This window comes from Kineosporia mesophila (assembly GCF_021129235.1).
Classification (GTDB): domain Bacteria; phylum Actinomycetota; class Actinomycetes; order Actinomycetales; family Kineosporiaceae; genus Kineosporia; species Kineosporia mesophila.
Window position 1 is genome coordinate 68,172 of record NZ_JAJOMA010000031.1, and the last position, 15,735, is coordinate 83,906.

Here is a 15,735-nt window from a genome sequence, read left to right on the forward strand (position 1 = left end):
CGTCGAACACACGAAAGGTGCAGTCATGCCAAGAAATCCCAGAACCCTTGCCGCGGCGAGCGTCCTGTCCGCGGGTCTTCTGCTCGGTGCCTGCGCCGGCGGCAGCGACGCGGCCGACTCTCAGGCGCAGGCCCCGCAGGGCGAGGCGGTGAAGGGAGGCACCGCTCGCATCATCGAGGACGCCGAACCCCGCAGCCTCGACCCGGCGGTGATCGCCAACTCGTACGCCAACTCGCCGATCCTGGGCAACGCCCTCTACGGAGAACTGCTGGTGGACAACCCGAAGACCGGAGAGATCGGCTACCGGATCGCCCAGAGCCTGACCACCGACGACGGAGGGACAACCTTCACCCTGAAACTCCGCCCCGGAGTCAAGTTCTCCGACGGAACACACTTCACCGCCGCGGCGGTGAAGTTCGCCTGGGAACACGTCAAGGACCCGAACACCAACAGCCCCGACCTGCCCCAGGCCGCACTGATCAAGAAGGTGACGGCAACCGACGACAGCACACTGAGGATCGAACTCACCGATGCGGTACCGCGGTTCGCCAACGCCGTGCTGCAGACCAGCCTGAACTGGGTCGCCCGACCGCAGAGCCTGCAGTCCGGAACGATCGACACCGCACCGGTCGGCGCAGGCGCCTACACACTCGAGCAGTGGTCCCGCCAGGACGTCATCAAACTGAAGAAGAACCCCGGCTACTGGGACACCGAGCACGTCAACCTGGACGCCCTCGAGATCCGCGCCGTGATCGACCCCGACCAGCGCTGGAACACCCTGCTCAGCGGCGGGGCCGACCTGGCGATGGAAGGACAGTGGCAGAACGTCGACAACGCGCAGCACAACGGTTTCCAGAACCAGACCCTCGACTTCGGCGGCGGCATCGCCCTGGTGCTGAACACCCGCAAACCACCCTTTGACGATGTGCGGGCCCGGCAGGCGCTCGCGGCCGCGCTCAACCTCGACACCGTCAACGACGCGGTCTTCAACGGCACCGGCCGGGTCCCGGACACCCTCTTCGACAAGAGCTCGACGTTCTACCAGGACATCCCGCTCCAGAAGAACGACCCCGCACAGGCCCAGAAGCTGTTCGACGAGCTCGCCGCCGAAGGCCGGCCGGTGTCATTCGCCGTCTCGCTCTTCCCGGGAAGCTCGGCCCTGGGGAACAGCATCCAGACCCAGCTGAGCCAGTTCTCGAACGTGCAGGTCAAGGTCGGCACCATCGACCTGGCCCAGTACGGCACGATCATGGCGAAGAAGGACTACGACGTGATCACCAGCTCAGTGACCTTCGGCGATCCCGAGCCCCGGCTCTGGTTCGGCCTCAACGGCCGCTCGAGCGGCAACTACAGCGGCATCGACGATCCCCGGCTGAACGCGTCGCTGGATCAGGGCCGGACCGCGCACGACGATGCCGAGCGCACAGCGGCCTATCGGTCGGTCCAGGAGCGGCTGGCCGAGCTGGTACCGGTGATCTTCTACACCCGGGCGTCTCCATCGGTGCTGGCAGCCAGGGACGTCGGCGGTATCACCCAGTACGGGTTCGGGTCGGTCCTGCCCGAGAACCTCTGGATCCAGCCGTGACCGGCGAGCCTTTGCTGCAGGTGCGCGGTCTGCACACCTACATCCCCACGTCCCGTGGGGTGGTCCGGGCGGTCGACGGCGTGGACCTCGACATCGGCCGGGGCCAGGCGCTGGGGGTCGTGGGCGAGTCCGGGTCGGGTAAATCGGTCATGGCCAGGGCCGTCATGGGCCTGCTGCCCGCCCACGCCCGGTCCACCGGGCAGGTCCTCTTCGACGGCGTCGACCTGCTCACCCTCGGGCGCAGACAGCGCGAGCAGGTGTGGGGCAGGCGCATCGCGATGATCTTCCAGGACCCGGGGCGGTCGCTGAACCCGGTCGTGCGGATCGAACGGCAACTGACCGAGGGCATGCGCCGTCATCTCGGGCTCTCCCGGACCTCGGCGCACGAGAGTGCGCTGCGCCTGCTCACGGAGGTCGGCGTCCCCGATCCGGAGCGCCGGCTGCGTAACTACCCGCACGAACTGTCCGGAGGCATGCGCCAGCGGGTGATGATCGCCATGGCCCTGACCTGCGGGCCGGAATTGCTGATCGCCGACGAGCCGACCACCGCCCTGGACGTGACGATCCAGCGGCAGGTCCTCGACCTGTTGCGCCGGGTCCAGACCTCGCACGGGACCGCCCTGATGCTGATCAGTCACGACCTGGCGGTGGTGGCCGGGCGCACCGACCGGGTGAGTGTCATGTACGCCGGGCGGCTGGCCGAGGTGGGCGCCACCCGGGAGGTGTTCCGGGCGCCACAGCACCGCTACACGCAGGCGCTGCTCGGCGCCACCCCCACGGTCGATCACCGGCGGCACACGCCGCTGAACCTGATTCCCGGTGCGATGGCATCACCGGTCGACCCCCCGCCCGGCTGCCGGTTCTCGCCCCGTTGCGAGTTCACGGTGCCCGGTTGCACCCGTCCCGGGCCGGATCTGGTCCGGGTGGGCGACGACCATGAGGTTGCCTGCCTGAACCCGGTGTCGGTGGCTCCCGGAGGTGAGCTCGTTGGCCGGTAGCGGAACCGCTCACCTGCGCGCTGAGGGGGACAGCCTGCTACGGGTCGAGGGCCTGCAGGTGGAGTACCGGATGCGGGGAGGAACGTTCAAGGCGGTGGATGGCATCAGTTTCGATGTCGGAAAGGGCGAGACGCTGGGCATCGTGGGGGAGTCGGGGTGCGGCAAATCCACCACGGGCCGAGCCGTCCTGCGCCTGGACCCGATCGCGGCCGGCCGCATCTGTTATGCCGGTGAGTGGATCGAGTCGGTGCCGGAACGACGCATGCGGGAACTGCGCCGGGAGATGCAAATGATCTTCCAGGACCCGGTCGCCTCGCTGAATCCTCGCCGGGCCGTGAAAGACCTCGTGGTGGAGGGGCTCACGATCAAGGGCGTTGCGGCCCGCGAGCGGGAGACGGCGGCGCAGGAGGTGCTGGCACAGGTCGGGCTGCCGGGCGTCCGGTTCGCGGGCCTGGTGGCGCGGCAGTTGTCGGGCGGTCAGGCCCAGCGGGTTGCGATCGGGCGGGCCCTGGCTCTGTCGCCACGTCTGCTGATCTGCGACGAACCGGTCTCGGCGCTCGACGTGTCGGTGCAGGCTCAGATCCTGAACCTGATCGAGCGTCTCAAGCAGGAGTTCGACCTCACCGTCGTCTTCATCGCGCACGACCTCGGGGTGGTCCGGGCCGTCAGCGACAACGTTCTGGTCATGTATCTGGGCAAGGTCTGCGAGTTCGGGGACGCGGTGGAGGTGTACGACCAGCCGGCGCACCCCTACACCCGGGCACTGCTGGATTCCGTTCCCCTGACCGACCCGGACCAGGGGTTCGCCGGACCGGCTCTGGGTGGGGACCTGCCGTCCCCGCTGGAGCCGCCCACCGGCTGCCGCTTCCGTTCGCGTTGCCCGACGGCCCAGGACCGCTGCTCGTTGGAGGAACCGGTCATGCGGGAGGTGCGGCGTGGGCAGTTCGCGGCCTGTCACTTCCCCCTGACCTGACCAGACGGGGCCGGGTCGGACGAATCAGCCGAACACGACCGAATGTGCTGCTGGGGAGGATGTCTCGTCCGTATCCGGGCCGGCGGCTGGTACACCGGGCGTGAAACACGATAATCGGCGATCACGGTGCTCCGGGACGTCGAAGGCGATCAAGGGAGATCCTCATGGCGGGACGGATGGACGGCAAGGTTGCCCTGGTGACCGGCGCAGCGAGGGGGCAGGGCCGCAGCCACGCGCTGCGACTGGCGCAGGAGGGCGCCGACATCGTGGCGATCGATCTCTGCGCGCAGATCGAGACGGTGAACTACGCGATGGCCACCGAGGCGGACCTGGCCGAAACCGTCCGGCTGGTCGAGGGCCTGGACCGGCGCATCGTGTCGGGGGTCGCCGACGTCCGTGACCGTGCGGCTCTGGCATCGGTGGTGGACGCGGCTGTCGCCGACCTCGGCCACCTCGATGTGGTGATCACCAACGCGGGCATCAGCCCGATCGGCCCGGACATCCCGATGATGGCGTGGTTCGACACGGTCGGCACCAACCTGAGCGGTGTCGTCAACACGCTCCAGGTGACATTCCCACACCTGAGTGAAGGCGCCTCGATCGTGTGTATCGGATCGATGGCGGCCCTGATGCCCGGCACGATGGACAGCCCCGCTGCCGGTCCAGGCGCCGGCGGTTACGGTTTCGCGAAGCAGACGGTCGCGCGGCTCGTGCACACCCTGGCCCTGACACTGGCGCCCCATTCGATCCGGGTCAACGCCGTGCACCCAGGCAACATCGACACGCCCATGCTCCAGAACGAGGCGATGTACAAGCTGTTCCGCCCGGACCTGGAAGAGCCCACCCACGAGGACGTTCAGGCGGCCTTCGGGTCCATGCACAAACTACCGGTGCACACGCTGGATCCCCACGACATCTCCGAAGCCGTCCTGTTCCTCGCCTCCGACGCTGCCCGGTACGTCACCGGCGCCCAGCTGCGGGTGGACGCGGGTGGGTTGCTGCCGTACCTGACCTCCGGTGCCCCCTCCTGACCGAGGACCGGCCTCACCGTCTTGGCTGTCCGAAACATCCCGGGCACACTCGGACCGTGGAACGTCACGAGTTCGGCGCTGCGGTGCGCCAGTTGCGGGAAAGTACGGACGCACAGGCGCTGGGGCTGGCGGTCGGGCGCCGGCGGGTGCGGGGGTTGCGGCGCGAAGAGCTCGGTGAGCTCGCGGGCATGTCGGCCGACTACGTACGGCGCCTTGAGCAGGGGCGCAGCCATCCCTCGGCGGGCGTGGTCAACGCCATCGCCCGGGCGTTGCGGGTCGGGCGGGGCGAGTACGAGCGGCTCTGCGCGCTGGCCGGGTACGCCGCGGCCGACGGACAGGTGCCGACCGAGATCGGTCCGGGCGCGATGCGCTTGCTGGAGCGGTTCTCCGACACCCCGATGTTCGTCTCCGACGCGGCAATGAACCTGGTCGCGGTGAACAACGCCTTCCTGGCGCTGGGGCACTGGGACCTGACCGGCGACCCGTGGGAGTGGAACGTCGCCTGGCGCACGTTCTGCGATCCGTTCGACGGATTCAAGCAGTCCTCGGCAGACGCGACCGATCATGAGGCGGTCCTGGTGGCCCGCCTGAAGGCCGCAGTACTGCGCTACCCCACCGACACGTCGCTGGCCGCGCTCGTGGACGAGATGCGCACCCGCAGCGGCCTGTTCGACATCCTGTGGCGCACCCCGCGGCCGGTCGCGGCCTACGAGAGCAGCGCCGCGTTCGTCCACCCGGACGGTGATGCCGTCACCCTCGTGGGCAACCTGCTGGCCATCCCGGGCGACGACCTGGCGGCCCTCATGCTCACCGCGGCCCCCCGCTCGACCGACGCGGCGCGTCTGGCCGAGCTCGTCGACGCGGCCGGAGAGCCCTCGATCATCAGGGTGGGCCAACCCGGCCCAGGATAACCGCGCCGGATCCTGCGAAGTTGAGTGACGTCCCCGGCAGCACTCATGAAAAGCAGGTACAGCGATGAAGGTAGTGCGTTTCCACGAGTTCGGCGGCCCCGAGGTCCTGCGCTACGAGGACGTCGAGCAGCCCACCCCCGGCGCCGGTCAGGTCCGCATCCGGGTCGCCGCGACCTCGTTCAACGGTGTCGAGGCCAACATCCGGGCCGGCTACATGCAGGGTCCGATCCCCGTCGAGCTGCCCCACACCCCCGGCATCGACGTCGCCGGCACGGTGGACGCGCTCGGTGAGGGAGTGGACGACCTCGCGGTCGGTGAGGCGGTCATCGGTTTCCTGCCGATGACCGGGACCGGCGCGGCCGCGCAGTACGTGATCGCGCCGGCGGAGATCCTCACCGGGGCGCCCAGGAACATCCCGCTGGCCGACGCGGCCGCGCTGCCGCTGGTGGGCCTGACCGCCTGGCAGGCCCTGTTCGAGCACGGCAAGCTCAGTGCCGGTCAGCGGGTGCTGATCAACGGCGCCGGGGGAGCGGTCGGCGGGTACGCCGTGCAGCTGGCCAAGGAGGCCCGCGCCCACGTGATCGCGACGGCCAGCCCGCGCACCGCCCAGCCGGTCAAGGACGCAGGCGCCGACGAGGTCATTGACCACACCGCCACCGACGTGACCGCAGCCGTCACCGAAACAGTCGACCTCGTCCTCAATCTGGCCCCCGTCACCCCCGAGCAGCTGGCCGCCCTGGTTCCGCTGATCCGCGACGGCGGCACCCTGGTCAACACCACCGTCTGGATGCCCGCCCCCTCCGACGAGCAGCGCGGCGTGCACGGCATCAACCTGTTCGTGCGCAGCGACGCCGACCAGCTCGCCGACCTGGCCGCCCGCGTCAGCACCGGTGAGCTGCACGTCGAGGTCGCCCGCCGGGTGGCCCTGGCCGACCTGCCCGCCCTGCACGCCCAGGCCGGTGCGGGTGAACTGGCCGGCAAGACCATCGTCCTTGCGCCCACCGCCTGATCCCGGCCGACTTCCCAGGAGAACCCGATGATTCCCGACGACGACCCGTCCCGTTCGCTGACCGTGGCGAACCCCGACGACCCCGGCACGACCTACGTCTCGCTGGTCGGTAACACCTACGGCATGCTGATCACGGGGGAGCAGACGAACGGGCAGTACTGCCTGATCGACATGCGCGTGCCCGACGGTGGCGGGCCACCGCCGCACCGCCACGACTTCGAGGAACTGTTCACAATCCTTCAGGGCGAGATCGAGTTCACCTTCCGCGGCGAGAAGCACGTGGCCCGGGCCGGTACCTCGGTGAACATCCCGGCCAACGCCCCGCACAACTTCCGCAACGTCTCCGGTGCCCCGGCCCGCATGCTGTGCCTGTGCACCCCGGCCGGTCAGGACGAGTACTTCCTGAAGATCGGTGACGTCATCGCCGGCCCGGACGCCCCGGCCCCGGAGCTGTCGCAGGACGAGGCCCTGGAACGACGCCGCCGGGCGGCGGAACTCGCCGACACCTACCGCAGCGTTTTCCTCTGACCCAGTCACCTCGTCCCCCGGTGCAGGAGCTCCTGTCCACGTGCGTTGCTCGTCACATTCCCGGGTGTTTACACCCAACCGACGGGGGTTGTGGCTTACGCTCCAACCGATAGCTGCCGTGCCACCCCCGGCCAGCGGCTATCCAGAACGGCCTCGCTCCTCCTCCCCCCCGAGGAGCGGGGCCGTTCGTCTGTCGGCCCGGGGGAGTGGGAGAGCCAAGCCATGGCCAGGTACTACCTTGGCGCGATCGATGACGGACCCTGGCAGCTGATCTTGAGTCGGGCGCTGGACCGGGCGGATGCCTTCCAGGTCCTGATGCCGGACGGTGAAGGCCCGCTCAGCTATGGACGTGAGCAGTTCCTGGCCCTGCCGGACCTCGCGGTGGAGAGCTCCAGCAGGATGTGGGATGCGGTCGTGTTCTCGGGGACGGTGACCGATCAGGTCCGCAGCTTCATCGCCTCGTCGGAGGCGTCCCTGACCGAGTACGACGCGGCGGTCAGGCTCTGGGACTTCCAGCTCCTGAGCAGCGGGGTCGAGATTCTGTCCATCAGCGACTTCACGGACCTGATGATCGAGGCGACGGACGTGGACATGGCCGACCTGGAATCGGCCGGTGTCCAGACCCAGGGGTGGATCCGGATCGAGCAGATGGAGGACGAGCGGGTTGAGAACGTGGTGGACGGCTGGGGGTGGTGAACTCGCGCTGCTTCGTCTCCGTGTAACAAGCGTGACCGTCGGCAACCGGGTCGGCGGCCGCTGATCGGGGAGAGGTTCCGCATGTTCCTGTCTGCTCCATCCCTGCGCCCTCGCCGTCTGCTGCTGCAGGCCGGCGCCGGACTGGTCGCACTCGCGATTCTCACCGCCGGCGCATCGAGTGCCCAGGCTGTGGCTCCGGCCTCCGGTGAGGTCCAGATCGACGTCGGCGGGAGCGGCGACGGGGCGACCTTCGTGCCGGACACGTACGGGTCCGGGGGCATCGTCGACACCAAGCCGGCATCGGTCACGGCCCTGCCCAACTGGAGCCAGACCGTCACCCACCCCATTCCGGCGGCGGTCTGGAACACCTCCCGTTTCACCGATTCCAGCTACTCGGTGCCGGGCCTGACGCCCGGTGGTAGCTACCAGCTGCGGCTGTATTTCATGGACTGGTATTTCAAGGGCGCCGGCAAGCGCCTCTTCAACGTCGAGGTCAACGGCACCCGCGTGCTGACCGATTTCGACATCAACGGCACCGCCATCGCCCGCGGCGCCGACGGCGGTGCTGCCTTCGGGGTCGAGCGTGACTTCGACGTGGTCGCCGACGACAGTGGCGTCGTAAAAATCGATTTCCTGCGGGGTTCCGTGGATCAGGTGCAGATCAACGCCATCAGCATCATCCCGCAGTAGGGGAGAGCGGGCTTCCTTCCAGGCCCACTTTCGCCCGCCGGTAGCAGCTGTTTGTTTTTCGTTGCGCCGGAAGGGGCGCCTCGGCCGGCTCCGTGCCGGGTCCGGCCGAGGCGTCCAGCAACATCAGTCAATGCGTTCGGGTGGGGACCGGCCAGGCGGCAGTGGCGGCCCACTGATCGAATGCCAGCAGCTCGGGGTGGATGGCACGTAACCCGTTGATATCGCGGTCCCGGGTGGCGATGTCACGTTCCTGCAGGAAGGCGCTCATCGCCGCGAGGTCATGGCCCACCTCGGGGATGGCGGCGACGACGACCTCCAGCGGAAGGTTCTGGTACTCGGCGGGAATGCCGGTGCGCTGCTCGACCGTCCGGGCGATGTCCGCGCCGGAGAGACGGTCACCGACCACGGCGAGGTCGCGGCTGCCCCAGGACTGCCAGTTGGCGAACATGTAGGCGGCGAACCACCCGATGTCCGAGAGCGCGATCATCGGGTAGTGGCCTTCGCCGAACGGCAGAACGAACCTGAGACCCTCACTCCCGCTGGTGAGCTCACCCGCGGTGGGTGCCAGAGCCGAGGTCAGGTTCTCGTAGTAGGGGGCGGTGGTGAGGATCGAGACGTGGTCGGTGAACCACCCGTCGTCCACCTGACGCATCATCTCCTCGGCCCGCTGCAGATTGATGGACGAGGCCACTGCCGCTTTGGCGTCGTAGTGCGGAACCGCGATGCTGCCGCCGGTCAGGGTCAGTGCGTCGTCGAGCGACGACCAGATGAACCGGTCGACCTGGTGGCGGTGCGCGCCCGCTCGCAGCTGTTCCACTACTTCCCGCAGGGCAAGAGCGGTCTGTTGCGGGCGGTCTTCGAGCATGAGATCGCCGAGCTGACGGCCGCGCAGGAACCGGCGCTGCACGACCTGTCCAGCCGGCAGTCATGGGAGGCGTGGCGCGAAGGCCTCGACGACTACTACTTCGTCCAGGGCCGCTGGACCTGTCCGCTCACGGCCCTGGCCGCGCAGGTGGTAGCCACCGACGAGGATCTCGGCGCCTGGCTGATCGCACAGAGCACCACCTGGCGGCGGGCGCTGGCCACCGGTGTCGCCGCCATGTGGCACCGGCAGCACCCGAACAGCCACGACGAGGACCTCGCGGCCACGATGATCTGTCAGCTTCAGGGTGGCTTGATCATGGGCCGGATCGACCGCAGCCCGGAGAGCCTACGCGCCGCTCTGCGCCGGATCCTCGACTGGATCCCCGCACAGGCGGCGTGACCCTCGAAGGGATGTGAAGGGTCGGGGGACATGCCGGGGGGATCCCGATATTCGCCTCAGAGGGTGAGGTCTCGCAGCAGCTGCTGGACTCGGTCCCGATCGAATCGGGTGCCCACGTCCTCGTACAGCTCGGCCGCCCTGGTCAGTTCCTGGACAGCGACGCCGGGATCACCGAGGTGGATCGCGACCTTGCCGAGGCCCTCGCGCGCGTGTGCCTCCTCGTAACGGTCGACGCCGTTGATCGAGGAGGCCAGCGCCTGCTCGTAGTCGAGTTGTGCGGCGGCAGGCCTACTCACCTCGAACTCCAGGTCTCCCAGGCAGTTGCGTGCTTCGATCTCCAGTATTCGGGAACCGATCGCCTGGGCGATCTCGATGGCCTGGCGGAGGTATTCCTCGCCCGCGTCGTACGTACCGGTCCGTCGGCAGACATTGCCGAGATTGGTGAGGGTGGCGCATCGCTGGGCCCGGTCGTCAATGGCGGAGCCCAGGTCCAGCGCTTCGGTGAGAGCTTCGCGGGCTTCGGCCAGCATCCCCATCCTCTCGTAGGCCAGGCCGACATTGTTGAGGGTCTGGGCTGTACCGATTCGCTGCCCGAGCGAGCGACGTAGGCTCAACGCGAGGCGATAGTGATCGAGCGCGGCCTGCCATTCGCCGAGTTGCCAGTGCACGGCACCGATATTGCTCAAAGATGTGCCCTGGCCCTTCTGGTCCCCGACGTGCTCCTGCAGGGCCAAGGCCTGGTGGTAGTGCTCCAGCGCCTGCGGGTACCGGTTGCGGTACCAGAAGATGTTGCCCATCTCTTTCAGGGCCGATCCCTGGCCTGCCTGGTCATTGATCTCGTCGAAAGCCTTGAGGGCGCCATTGCAATGGGTCAGGGCGGCCTCGTAGTTCCCGAACCTGACGCAGGACTGGGTCATCGCCAACTGGGTCAGGGCAATAGCCCTGACATTCGATGTCTTCCTCGCGGCACCCAGCCGTAACTCGGCCACCGACAAAGCAAGTGCGTACTGGCCGGCGATGAAAAGCGGACTCTCCAGCGCCTGTGCGAGGTCGATCACCACATCCGGTTCAGCGTGAGAGTTCGCTGCCCGGACCGTTGCCACCAGGTTGTCACGCTCGACGGTGAACCAGTCCCGGGCCGCTTCCACCCGTTCCGCGCGTTCGTCCGAGGCCAGCAGATCTGCGCCTCGGGATGACGCGGACCGGATCGTCCATTCGAAAAGTATTCTCAGTGCTGCACTCTCTTCGTCCCGGTTCTCAGCGGCCTTGCCGGCGGCATAGGCGCTCAACAGGTCGTGGAGCCGGTAGCGTCCAGCGGTGAGCTGGATGAGGAGATTCGCATCCAGCAGATCCTCGAGAAGGTGATCGGCTTCCCGTACGGTGAGACCGGTCAGTGCGGCAGCACGATCAGGGTCAATGTCGATACCCGGTGCTGCTCCCAGGAGCCGGAAGAACCGGCGTCCATCCGCGGGAAGGTCCGTATAGGACAACTCGAATGCGGCGACGAGATTGCGTTCTCCGTCGTCGATCTCGGAGAGCCCGATTCGCTGGTCGTCCAGGCGGTCCGCCAGGTGGCCGACGGTCCAGGCCTGGCGTCGCACCAGTTTCGCGGCGACGATCCGCAGGGCGAGGGGCAGACCTTCGCAGAAGCGAGCGATCCGCCGGAGGTCGGCCTCCTGGTCGTGCCTGCGCCGGGGCGGGATGATCGCTCGAAGGAGGTCCAGCGACTCCTGTTCGCTGAGCACCCTGAGGGGCAGGGGAAACACTTCGTTCAAGGACGGCAGCTGATGCCGACTGGTGATCACGGTGCGGCTGGGGCCCGGGCCGACGAGCAGACCCGCGAGTTGGTGCGAAGCCCGCACATTGTCCAGGATGATCAAGGTCGGTGATCCTGCCAGGAACTCGCGGTATGCCTCGACCCGCTGGTCAGGATCAACCGGTGCCTCTGTCTCAGGGTCCAGCTTGCGCAGCAGTAGGCCCAGCACATCGTAGGGAGTCCGCGGAGGAGTCGATCGCGAAAAACCGCGAAGATCGACGAAGTGGCACCCTCCGGGGAACAGGTCGGTCACGTCGTGCGCGACCTGGACGGCCAGGGCTGTCTTGCCGACGCCGGCCATCCCGTCGATGACCACGACGGCCGGCGCTACCGGGTCCGGAGACGTCAGGAGCGCGCTGCGGAGCTTGGCGAGGCTGGCGTCCCGTCCGTGAAAGATGGAGACAGGCAACGGCAACCGGCCCAGAAGCAGTTCCTGCCCGGCCTCGCTGCCGGCCGCCCGGTCGGACGGTAGGGGGCGGTTCCGGTGCCAGGCGGCGTGCCAGGCATCTTTCCGGTCGGGGTCGTATCTTCGCGCCAGCAGCTGAACGGTCGCTTGCTGGGGGAACTGGGCCCGGTCCAGAATCTGGGCGACGGTGGTCTTCGACACCCCGGTCTCGCGGGAGACTTCCCGGAGGCTGCCGCGCTCGCGCACCAGTTCCGCCAGCGCCTCCTGGAACTGCGCGGGGGTGTCAGCTGTATTCGGGTCGGGAATTTGCACGCTCGCGTGTCACCTTTCACGACTGCCTGGAAACCAGGCTAACCGCATGTCCCATTCGGGCGGACCGTCCCGCTTCACCGGGCGGACAGTTCGGGACAGCTCAGGTCATCGACCGGGTTACCGGGCGCGCCGGAAGATGCGAGGTATGAAAGATGTCGACACACGCGACACGCACCTGCCCGACCGGAGCCGTCGAAGGTCGCGCCGGCTCCTGATCGCTGCCGTCGTGCTCCTGGCATTGGGGGTGGCGTTCGACCTCTTCCTGGTCGAGGCCTACCGCTGGGAACGCGCTTCCGCCATCGTCCAGGTCACGAGCCTGCCCATCGCTCTGGTCTCTCTCCTGCTGGCCGGACTGAGCGTGCGCGGTGGCTCTCCCCGGGGCGCTGACGAACCGACCTCGCTCGGCCAGGTCGCTGATCAGCTGGCCACGGCGGTGCAGAGCCAGTGGGACGCGGAACTGAACATTCACGGTTTCCACGGTCACCGATTTCTGGCCGTCCGCTGGTCCGCAGTGGTGTCGGAGCTGACCGACGACTGGGACTCGCTGCGGAAACTGGCGACGACGTGGCCTTCGGAACGGCGTTCCGACGAGCATGGCTGGGCCGCGAGCCCCACCCACATCCACGGTTCCGACGGTGAACTGGCTTTGTGCCTGACCCAGGCGGTGCCGACCGCCCGGGTGATGGTGCTCGGCGCGGCCGGATCGGGGAAGTCGGTGTTGCTGATCAGAACCCTCCTGGAACTCATCGCGAGCCGGAGGGAGGGTGGATCGGTCCCTGTGCTCCTGTCGGTCGCGTCCTGGGATCCCGTCGAGCTCTCCTTCTCCTCCTGGATCGAAAAGCAGCTGATCAGGGACTATCCCGGTCTGGGCGAACCGGCACCGGGAGTGGGCCTCGCCACCACCAGAGCTGCGGATCTGCTCCGTCAGCGCAAGCTCATCCTCCTGCTGGACGGTCTCGACGAGATGGCCTCCGGTGCCGGCGGACGGGCCCTGTCCATGATCAACGACAGTCTTCTGCCCGGACAGGCGGTCGTCGTGTCCAGCCGGACCAGTCAGGAGGACGACCGGTACGACCCGATGGCAGGGTCGGGGGAGCGCCTGGCGGCCTGCGTCGTGGTCCGGCTGATCGACGTCAGCGCCGCAGCCGTCAGCGAGTACCTGAACGAGGTCTCGCGAACCAAGGTCTCCCGGGAACGCTGGGATCCGGTCGTCGCCGCCCTCACCTGGGAGGGGCCACTGTCCGAGGCGTTGAGAACCCCGCTCATGGTGAGTCTGGCCCGGGCGGTCTACAACCCGCAGTTCGGGGAGACCTCGGGAAGGATTCCGGATCCGGGAGAGTTGTGTGATGACAAGCGGTTCGACACTGCCGAGAAGATCCGCCAGCATCTGTTCGATCTGTTCGTGCCGGCCGCCTACCGACGATCGACCCGCTGGAGCGTCCCGGAGGCCGAACGCTGGTTACGCCTGCTGGCGGAGCACCTGAACGAACCAGGTCCCTCCGACATTCGCTGGTGGGAGTTCCGGCAGGCGGCCCCGCGCCGTCTGTCCGGGGTGGTCGCCGGGCTCGCCGCTGGTGGGGTCGCCGGGGTCACCGCCGCCTTCAGCGGCCATGAGCTCGGTGCCGGTATCGGCGCCGGCCTGCTGGGGGGAATGGCCATCGCCCTCCTGATCCGGCGCACGATGGGGGCCATCGGTTCGGTGAACGCCAGTTTCGCCGTTGCTGTTCTGGGGGCATCGATCGGAGGGCAGCTCGCGGTCCTGGCGAGCCAGGGAGTCTGGGGGTCGACGCCGTCGGCGACGGTGAGTCTGGTGGGCGGGGTGGAAGCCGGTCTCGCGGTGGCGCCGGTGGGACGCCTGGTGGGGGGATTCCTGGGCGGCGCGGTGGGCGGGGCGTTGGTGACGATCTTCGCGGGACACGGTTCCGGGCTTGTGTTCGGCCTGGTGGACGGTATCGCGGTCGCGGTCATCGTGGCGGTCACGGTCGAGCTGGAGGGCAGGCGCAGCCCGTCGAAAGGCTTGTCGGGTCTGCGATGGAACCCGCTGGGAAGCCTGGCCGGGATCGGGGTCGGCCTGGTCATCGGCACCAACGCTGGCCTCAGCCCCACCGGCCTGGTGCTGTGGGCCGTCGCCGGTCTGGCGACCGGGACCGTGGCCGGCCTGGCCGGCAGTGCGGCCGATCTGACCCAGGCATCGAGCCCGGCAGCGACGTTGCGGCGTGATCGCAACGGCTTCCTGATCACCGGTGTGGCCACCGCCCTCGCGCTCGGTCTGACAGTGGGGCTGGGGATTACGCCGGCGATCGGTATTGCGGCCGGCCTCTGCTACGGAGTGACCTTCAGCTTCCTGCAGGCCGCGTGGGGGTCCATGGCCGTGACCCGGCTCTGGATGTGGATGACGGGCCGTACCCCGCTGCGGCTGATGACGTTCCTGGCCGACGCGCACGAGAACCGTGAAATCCTGCGCCAGGTCGGGTCGGTCTACCAGTTTCGCCATGCGGAGCTACAACGATCGTTGGAAGTGAGCAGCCCTGCCCCGGTGCATCAGGAGGGTGCGGCGGCGGTTCCATGGATCAACGCCGAAGTGTGACCGGTGCTCCACCGCCTCACCCGGGCCAATACCTTCACACGGCAGGGGTCACTGGTTCGAACCCAGCATCGCCCACCCGAAAGTTGCAGGTCAGAGGCTCGGATCCCAGCCGCCCATCACGTACACCAGTAAATGAGTTTGCTTACTACTGCGGACTTTCATGAAATTCACCGACCTTCCCTGATACTGCCTGAGCCCGGAAGACACGAAAAGGCCCTCCCGAAAAGGATTTTGATGGTACTGAGGACGGCTCGAGCAAGACATCCGATGTTTTTAAGAGCGTAAGTCCCTGACCGGCGCCAGGTCATTGGAAGGCGTATCAGGGTTCTGGGCTGGTCAGGGAGTGGTGACTGGGGGTGGGATGTACGTCGAGCCAGAACAGGCCTAGACCGGCGGCCAGAGTGAGGAAGTTCTCGGCTTCCAGGGGTTTGGTGACGTAGCCGTTGGCCTGCACGTCGCAGCTGTCCAGGGCTTCCCGGTCGTGGGGTGAGCTGGTCAGCAGGACGACCGGCAGGTGCCGGGTGCGGTCCTTGACCCGCAGCCGCCGCAGGGTCTCGACGCCGCCCAGGCGCGGCATGTTCACGTCCATCAGCACGATCGAGGGTTCCAGGGGCTCGCGGCCGTCCTCGGGCAGGAGCAGGGCCAGGGCCTCCAGACCGTCACGGGCCACGATCAGGTCGTTGGCGATGTGACTGCGGTGCAGGGCCCACCGGGTCATTTCCACGTCGTTGTCGTCGTCATCGACCAGCAGGATGGATCGCTCACGAATACTCACCATCGTGATCAGCGGTTCCTTTCCGGGGCCTCAGGCCTGCGGCTGAGCGGTGATGTCGGGCTGACCCGAGCTACCTGCCGCAACCCTGGCGTGCGTGAGCAGGCCCGCGGTCCCGGCAGAACCCGGAGTTCCGGCCGTGCCGGCCGGGGTGAGT

General features: G+C 67.9%; 14 protein-coding genes. 11 read left to right on the plus strand and 3 right to left on the minus strand.

All coding sequences use genetic code 11. The features are described 5' to 3' along the window. Window positions 1-25: 25 nt before the first annotated feature. From LR393_RS30875 to LR393_RS30915, 9 genes are all read left to right on the plus strand, one after another. Complete coding sequence (locus LR393_RS30875) at window positions 26-1,585, plus strand: ABC transporter substrate-binding protein (protein ID WP_231488699.1); 1,560 nt, start codon at window positions 26-28, stop codon at window positions 1,583-1,585. Beyond that, window positions 1,582-2,583: an ABC transporter ATP-binding protein gene (locus LR393_RS30880; RefSeq protein ID WP_231488701.1), complete on the plus strand. Its 1,002-nt coding sequence runs from the start codon at window positions 1,582-1,584 to the stop codon at window positions 2,581-2,583. Before LR393_RS30875 ends, LR393_RS30880 begins: the two co-directional genes overlap by 4 nt. After that, window positions 2,573-3,556, plus strand: a complete 984-nt coding sequence (locus LR393_RS30885; RefSeq protein WP_231488703.1) for an ABC transporter ATP-binding protein — start codon at window positions 2,573-2,575, stop codon at window positions 3,554-3,556. The genes LR393_RS30880 and LR393_RS30885 overlap by 11 nt, the downstream gene beginning before the upstream one ends. Window positions 3,557-3,720: 164 nt before the next feature. Next, window positions 3,721-4,587, plus strand: coding sequence for a mycofactocin-coupled SDR family oxidoreductase (locus tag LR393_RS30890; RefSeq protein WP_231488705.1), 867 nt, complete (start codon window positions 3,721-3,723; stop codon window positions 4,585-4,587). A 56-nt stretch (window positions 4,588-4,643) separates the two neighbouring features. Further along, the gene (locus tag LR393_RS30895; RefSeq protein ID WP_231488706.1) at window positions 4,644-5,498 is read left to right on the plus strand and encodes a helix-turn-helix domain-containing protein; all 855 of its coding nucleotides are present in this window, start codon (window positions 4,644-4,646) and stop codon (window positions 5,496-5,498) included. Between the two features lie 64 nt (window positions 5,499-5,562). Further along, the gene (locus LR393_RS30900) at window positions 5,563-6,507 is read left to right on the plus strand and encodes an NADP-dependent oxidoreductase (protein WP_231488707.1); all 945 of its coding nucleotides are present in this window, start codon (window positions 5,563-5,565) and stop codon (window positions 6,505-6,507) included. A gap of 27 nt (window positions 6,508-6,534) precedes the next feature. Next, a complete protein-coding gene (locus LR393_RS30905) occupies window positions 6,535-7,035 on the plus strand; it encodes a cupin domain-containing protein (RefSeq protein WP_231488708.1) in 501 nt (166 codons plus the stop codon). Between the two features lie 222 nt (window positions 7,036-7,257). Then, window positions 7,258-7,731 (plus strand): hypothetical protein, encoded by a 474-nt coding sequence (locus LR393_RS30910; protein ID WP_231488709.1) that lies wholly within the window; start codon window positions 7,258-7,260, stop codon window positions 7,729-7,731. Window positions 7,732-7,812: 81 nt separating this feature from the next. Beyond that, window positions 7,813-8,421, plus strand: coding sequence for a malectin domain-containing carbohydrate-binding protein (locus LR393_RS30915; RefSeq protein WP_231488711.1), 609 nt, complete (start codon window positions 7,813-7,815; stop codon window positions 8,419-8,421). Between the two features lie 127 nt (window positions 8,422-8,548). Here the strand turns inward: LR393_RS30915 and LR393_RS30920 are convergent, their stop codons facing one another. Continuing rightward, a complete protein-coding gene (locus LR393_RS30920) occupies window positions 8,549-9,238 on the minus strand; it encodes an NmrA family NAD(P)-binding protein (protein ID WP_231488712.1) in 690 nt (229 codons plus the stop codon). Here LR393_RS30920 and LR393_RS30925 point away from each other — a divergent pair. Then, window positions 9,212-9,685, plus strand: a complete 474-nt coding sequence (locus LR393_RS30925) for an LmrA/YxaF family transcription factor (protein WP_231488714.1) — start codon at window positions 9,212-9,214, stop codon at window positions 9,683-9,685. The genes LR393_RS30920 and LR393_RS30925 overlap by 27 nt on opposite strands. Window positions 9,686-9,741: 56 nt before the next feature. On the opposite strand, the gene LR393_RS30930 is transcribed toward LR393_RS30925, so the two are convergent. After that, a complete protein-coding gene (locus LR393_RS30930; RefSeq protein ID WP_231488716.1) occupies window positions 9,742-12,219 on the minus strand; it encodes an ATP-binding protein in 2,478 nt (825 codons plus the stop codon). Between LR393_RS30930 and LR393_RS30935 the strand changes: the two genes are divergently transcribed. Then, complete coding sequence (locus LR393_RS30935; protein WP_231488718.1) at window positions 12,188-14,806, plus strand: NACHT domain-containing protein; 2,619 nt, start codon at window positions 12,188-12,190, stop codon at window positions 14,804-14,806. The genes LR393_RS30930 and LR393_RS30935 overlap by 32 nt on opposite strands. A gap of 319 nt (window positions 14,807-15,125) precedes the next feature. Here the strand turns inward: LR393_RS30935 and LR393_RS30940 are convergent, their stop codons facing one another. Beyond that, a complete protein-coding gene (locus LR393_RS30940) occupies window positions 15,126-15,584 on the minus strand; it encodes a response regulator (RefSeq protein ID WP_231488719.1) in 459 nt (152 codons plus the stop codon). Window positions 15,585-15,735 lie beyond the last annotated feature (151 nt).

Excerpts from the sequence above, each read along its gene's own strand:
- LR393_RS30875 (WP_231488699.1), top strand. The coding sequence starts at position 26 with ATGCCAAGAAATCCCAGAACCCTTGCCGCGGCGAGCGTCCTGTCCGCG.
- LR393_RS30890 (WP_231488705.1), top strand. The coding sequence starts at position 3,721 with ATGGCGGGACGGATGGACGGCAAGGTTGCCCTGGTGACCGGCGCAGCG.
- LR393_RS30900 (WP_231488707.1), top strand. The coding sequence starts at position 5,563 with ATGAAGGTAGTGCGTTTCCACGAGTTCGGCGGCCCCGAGGTCCTGCGC.
- LR393_RS30905 (WP_231488708.1), top strand. The coding sequence starts at position 6,535 with ATGATTCCCGACGACGACCCGTCCCGTTCGCTGACCGTGGCGAACCCC.
- LR393_RS30910 (WP_231488709.1), top strand. The coding sequence starts at position 7,258 with ATGGCCAGGTACTACCTTGGCGCGATCGATGACGGACCCTGGCAGCTG.
- LR393_RS30915 (WP_231488711.1), top strand. The coding sequence starts at position 7,813 with ATGTTCCTGTCTGCTCCATCCCTGCGCCCTCGCCGTCTGCTGCTGCAG.
- LR393_RS30940 (WP_231488719.1), bottom strand. The coding sequence starts at position 15,584 with ATGGTGAGTATTCGTGAGCGATCCATCCTGCTGGTCGATGACGACGAC.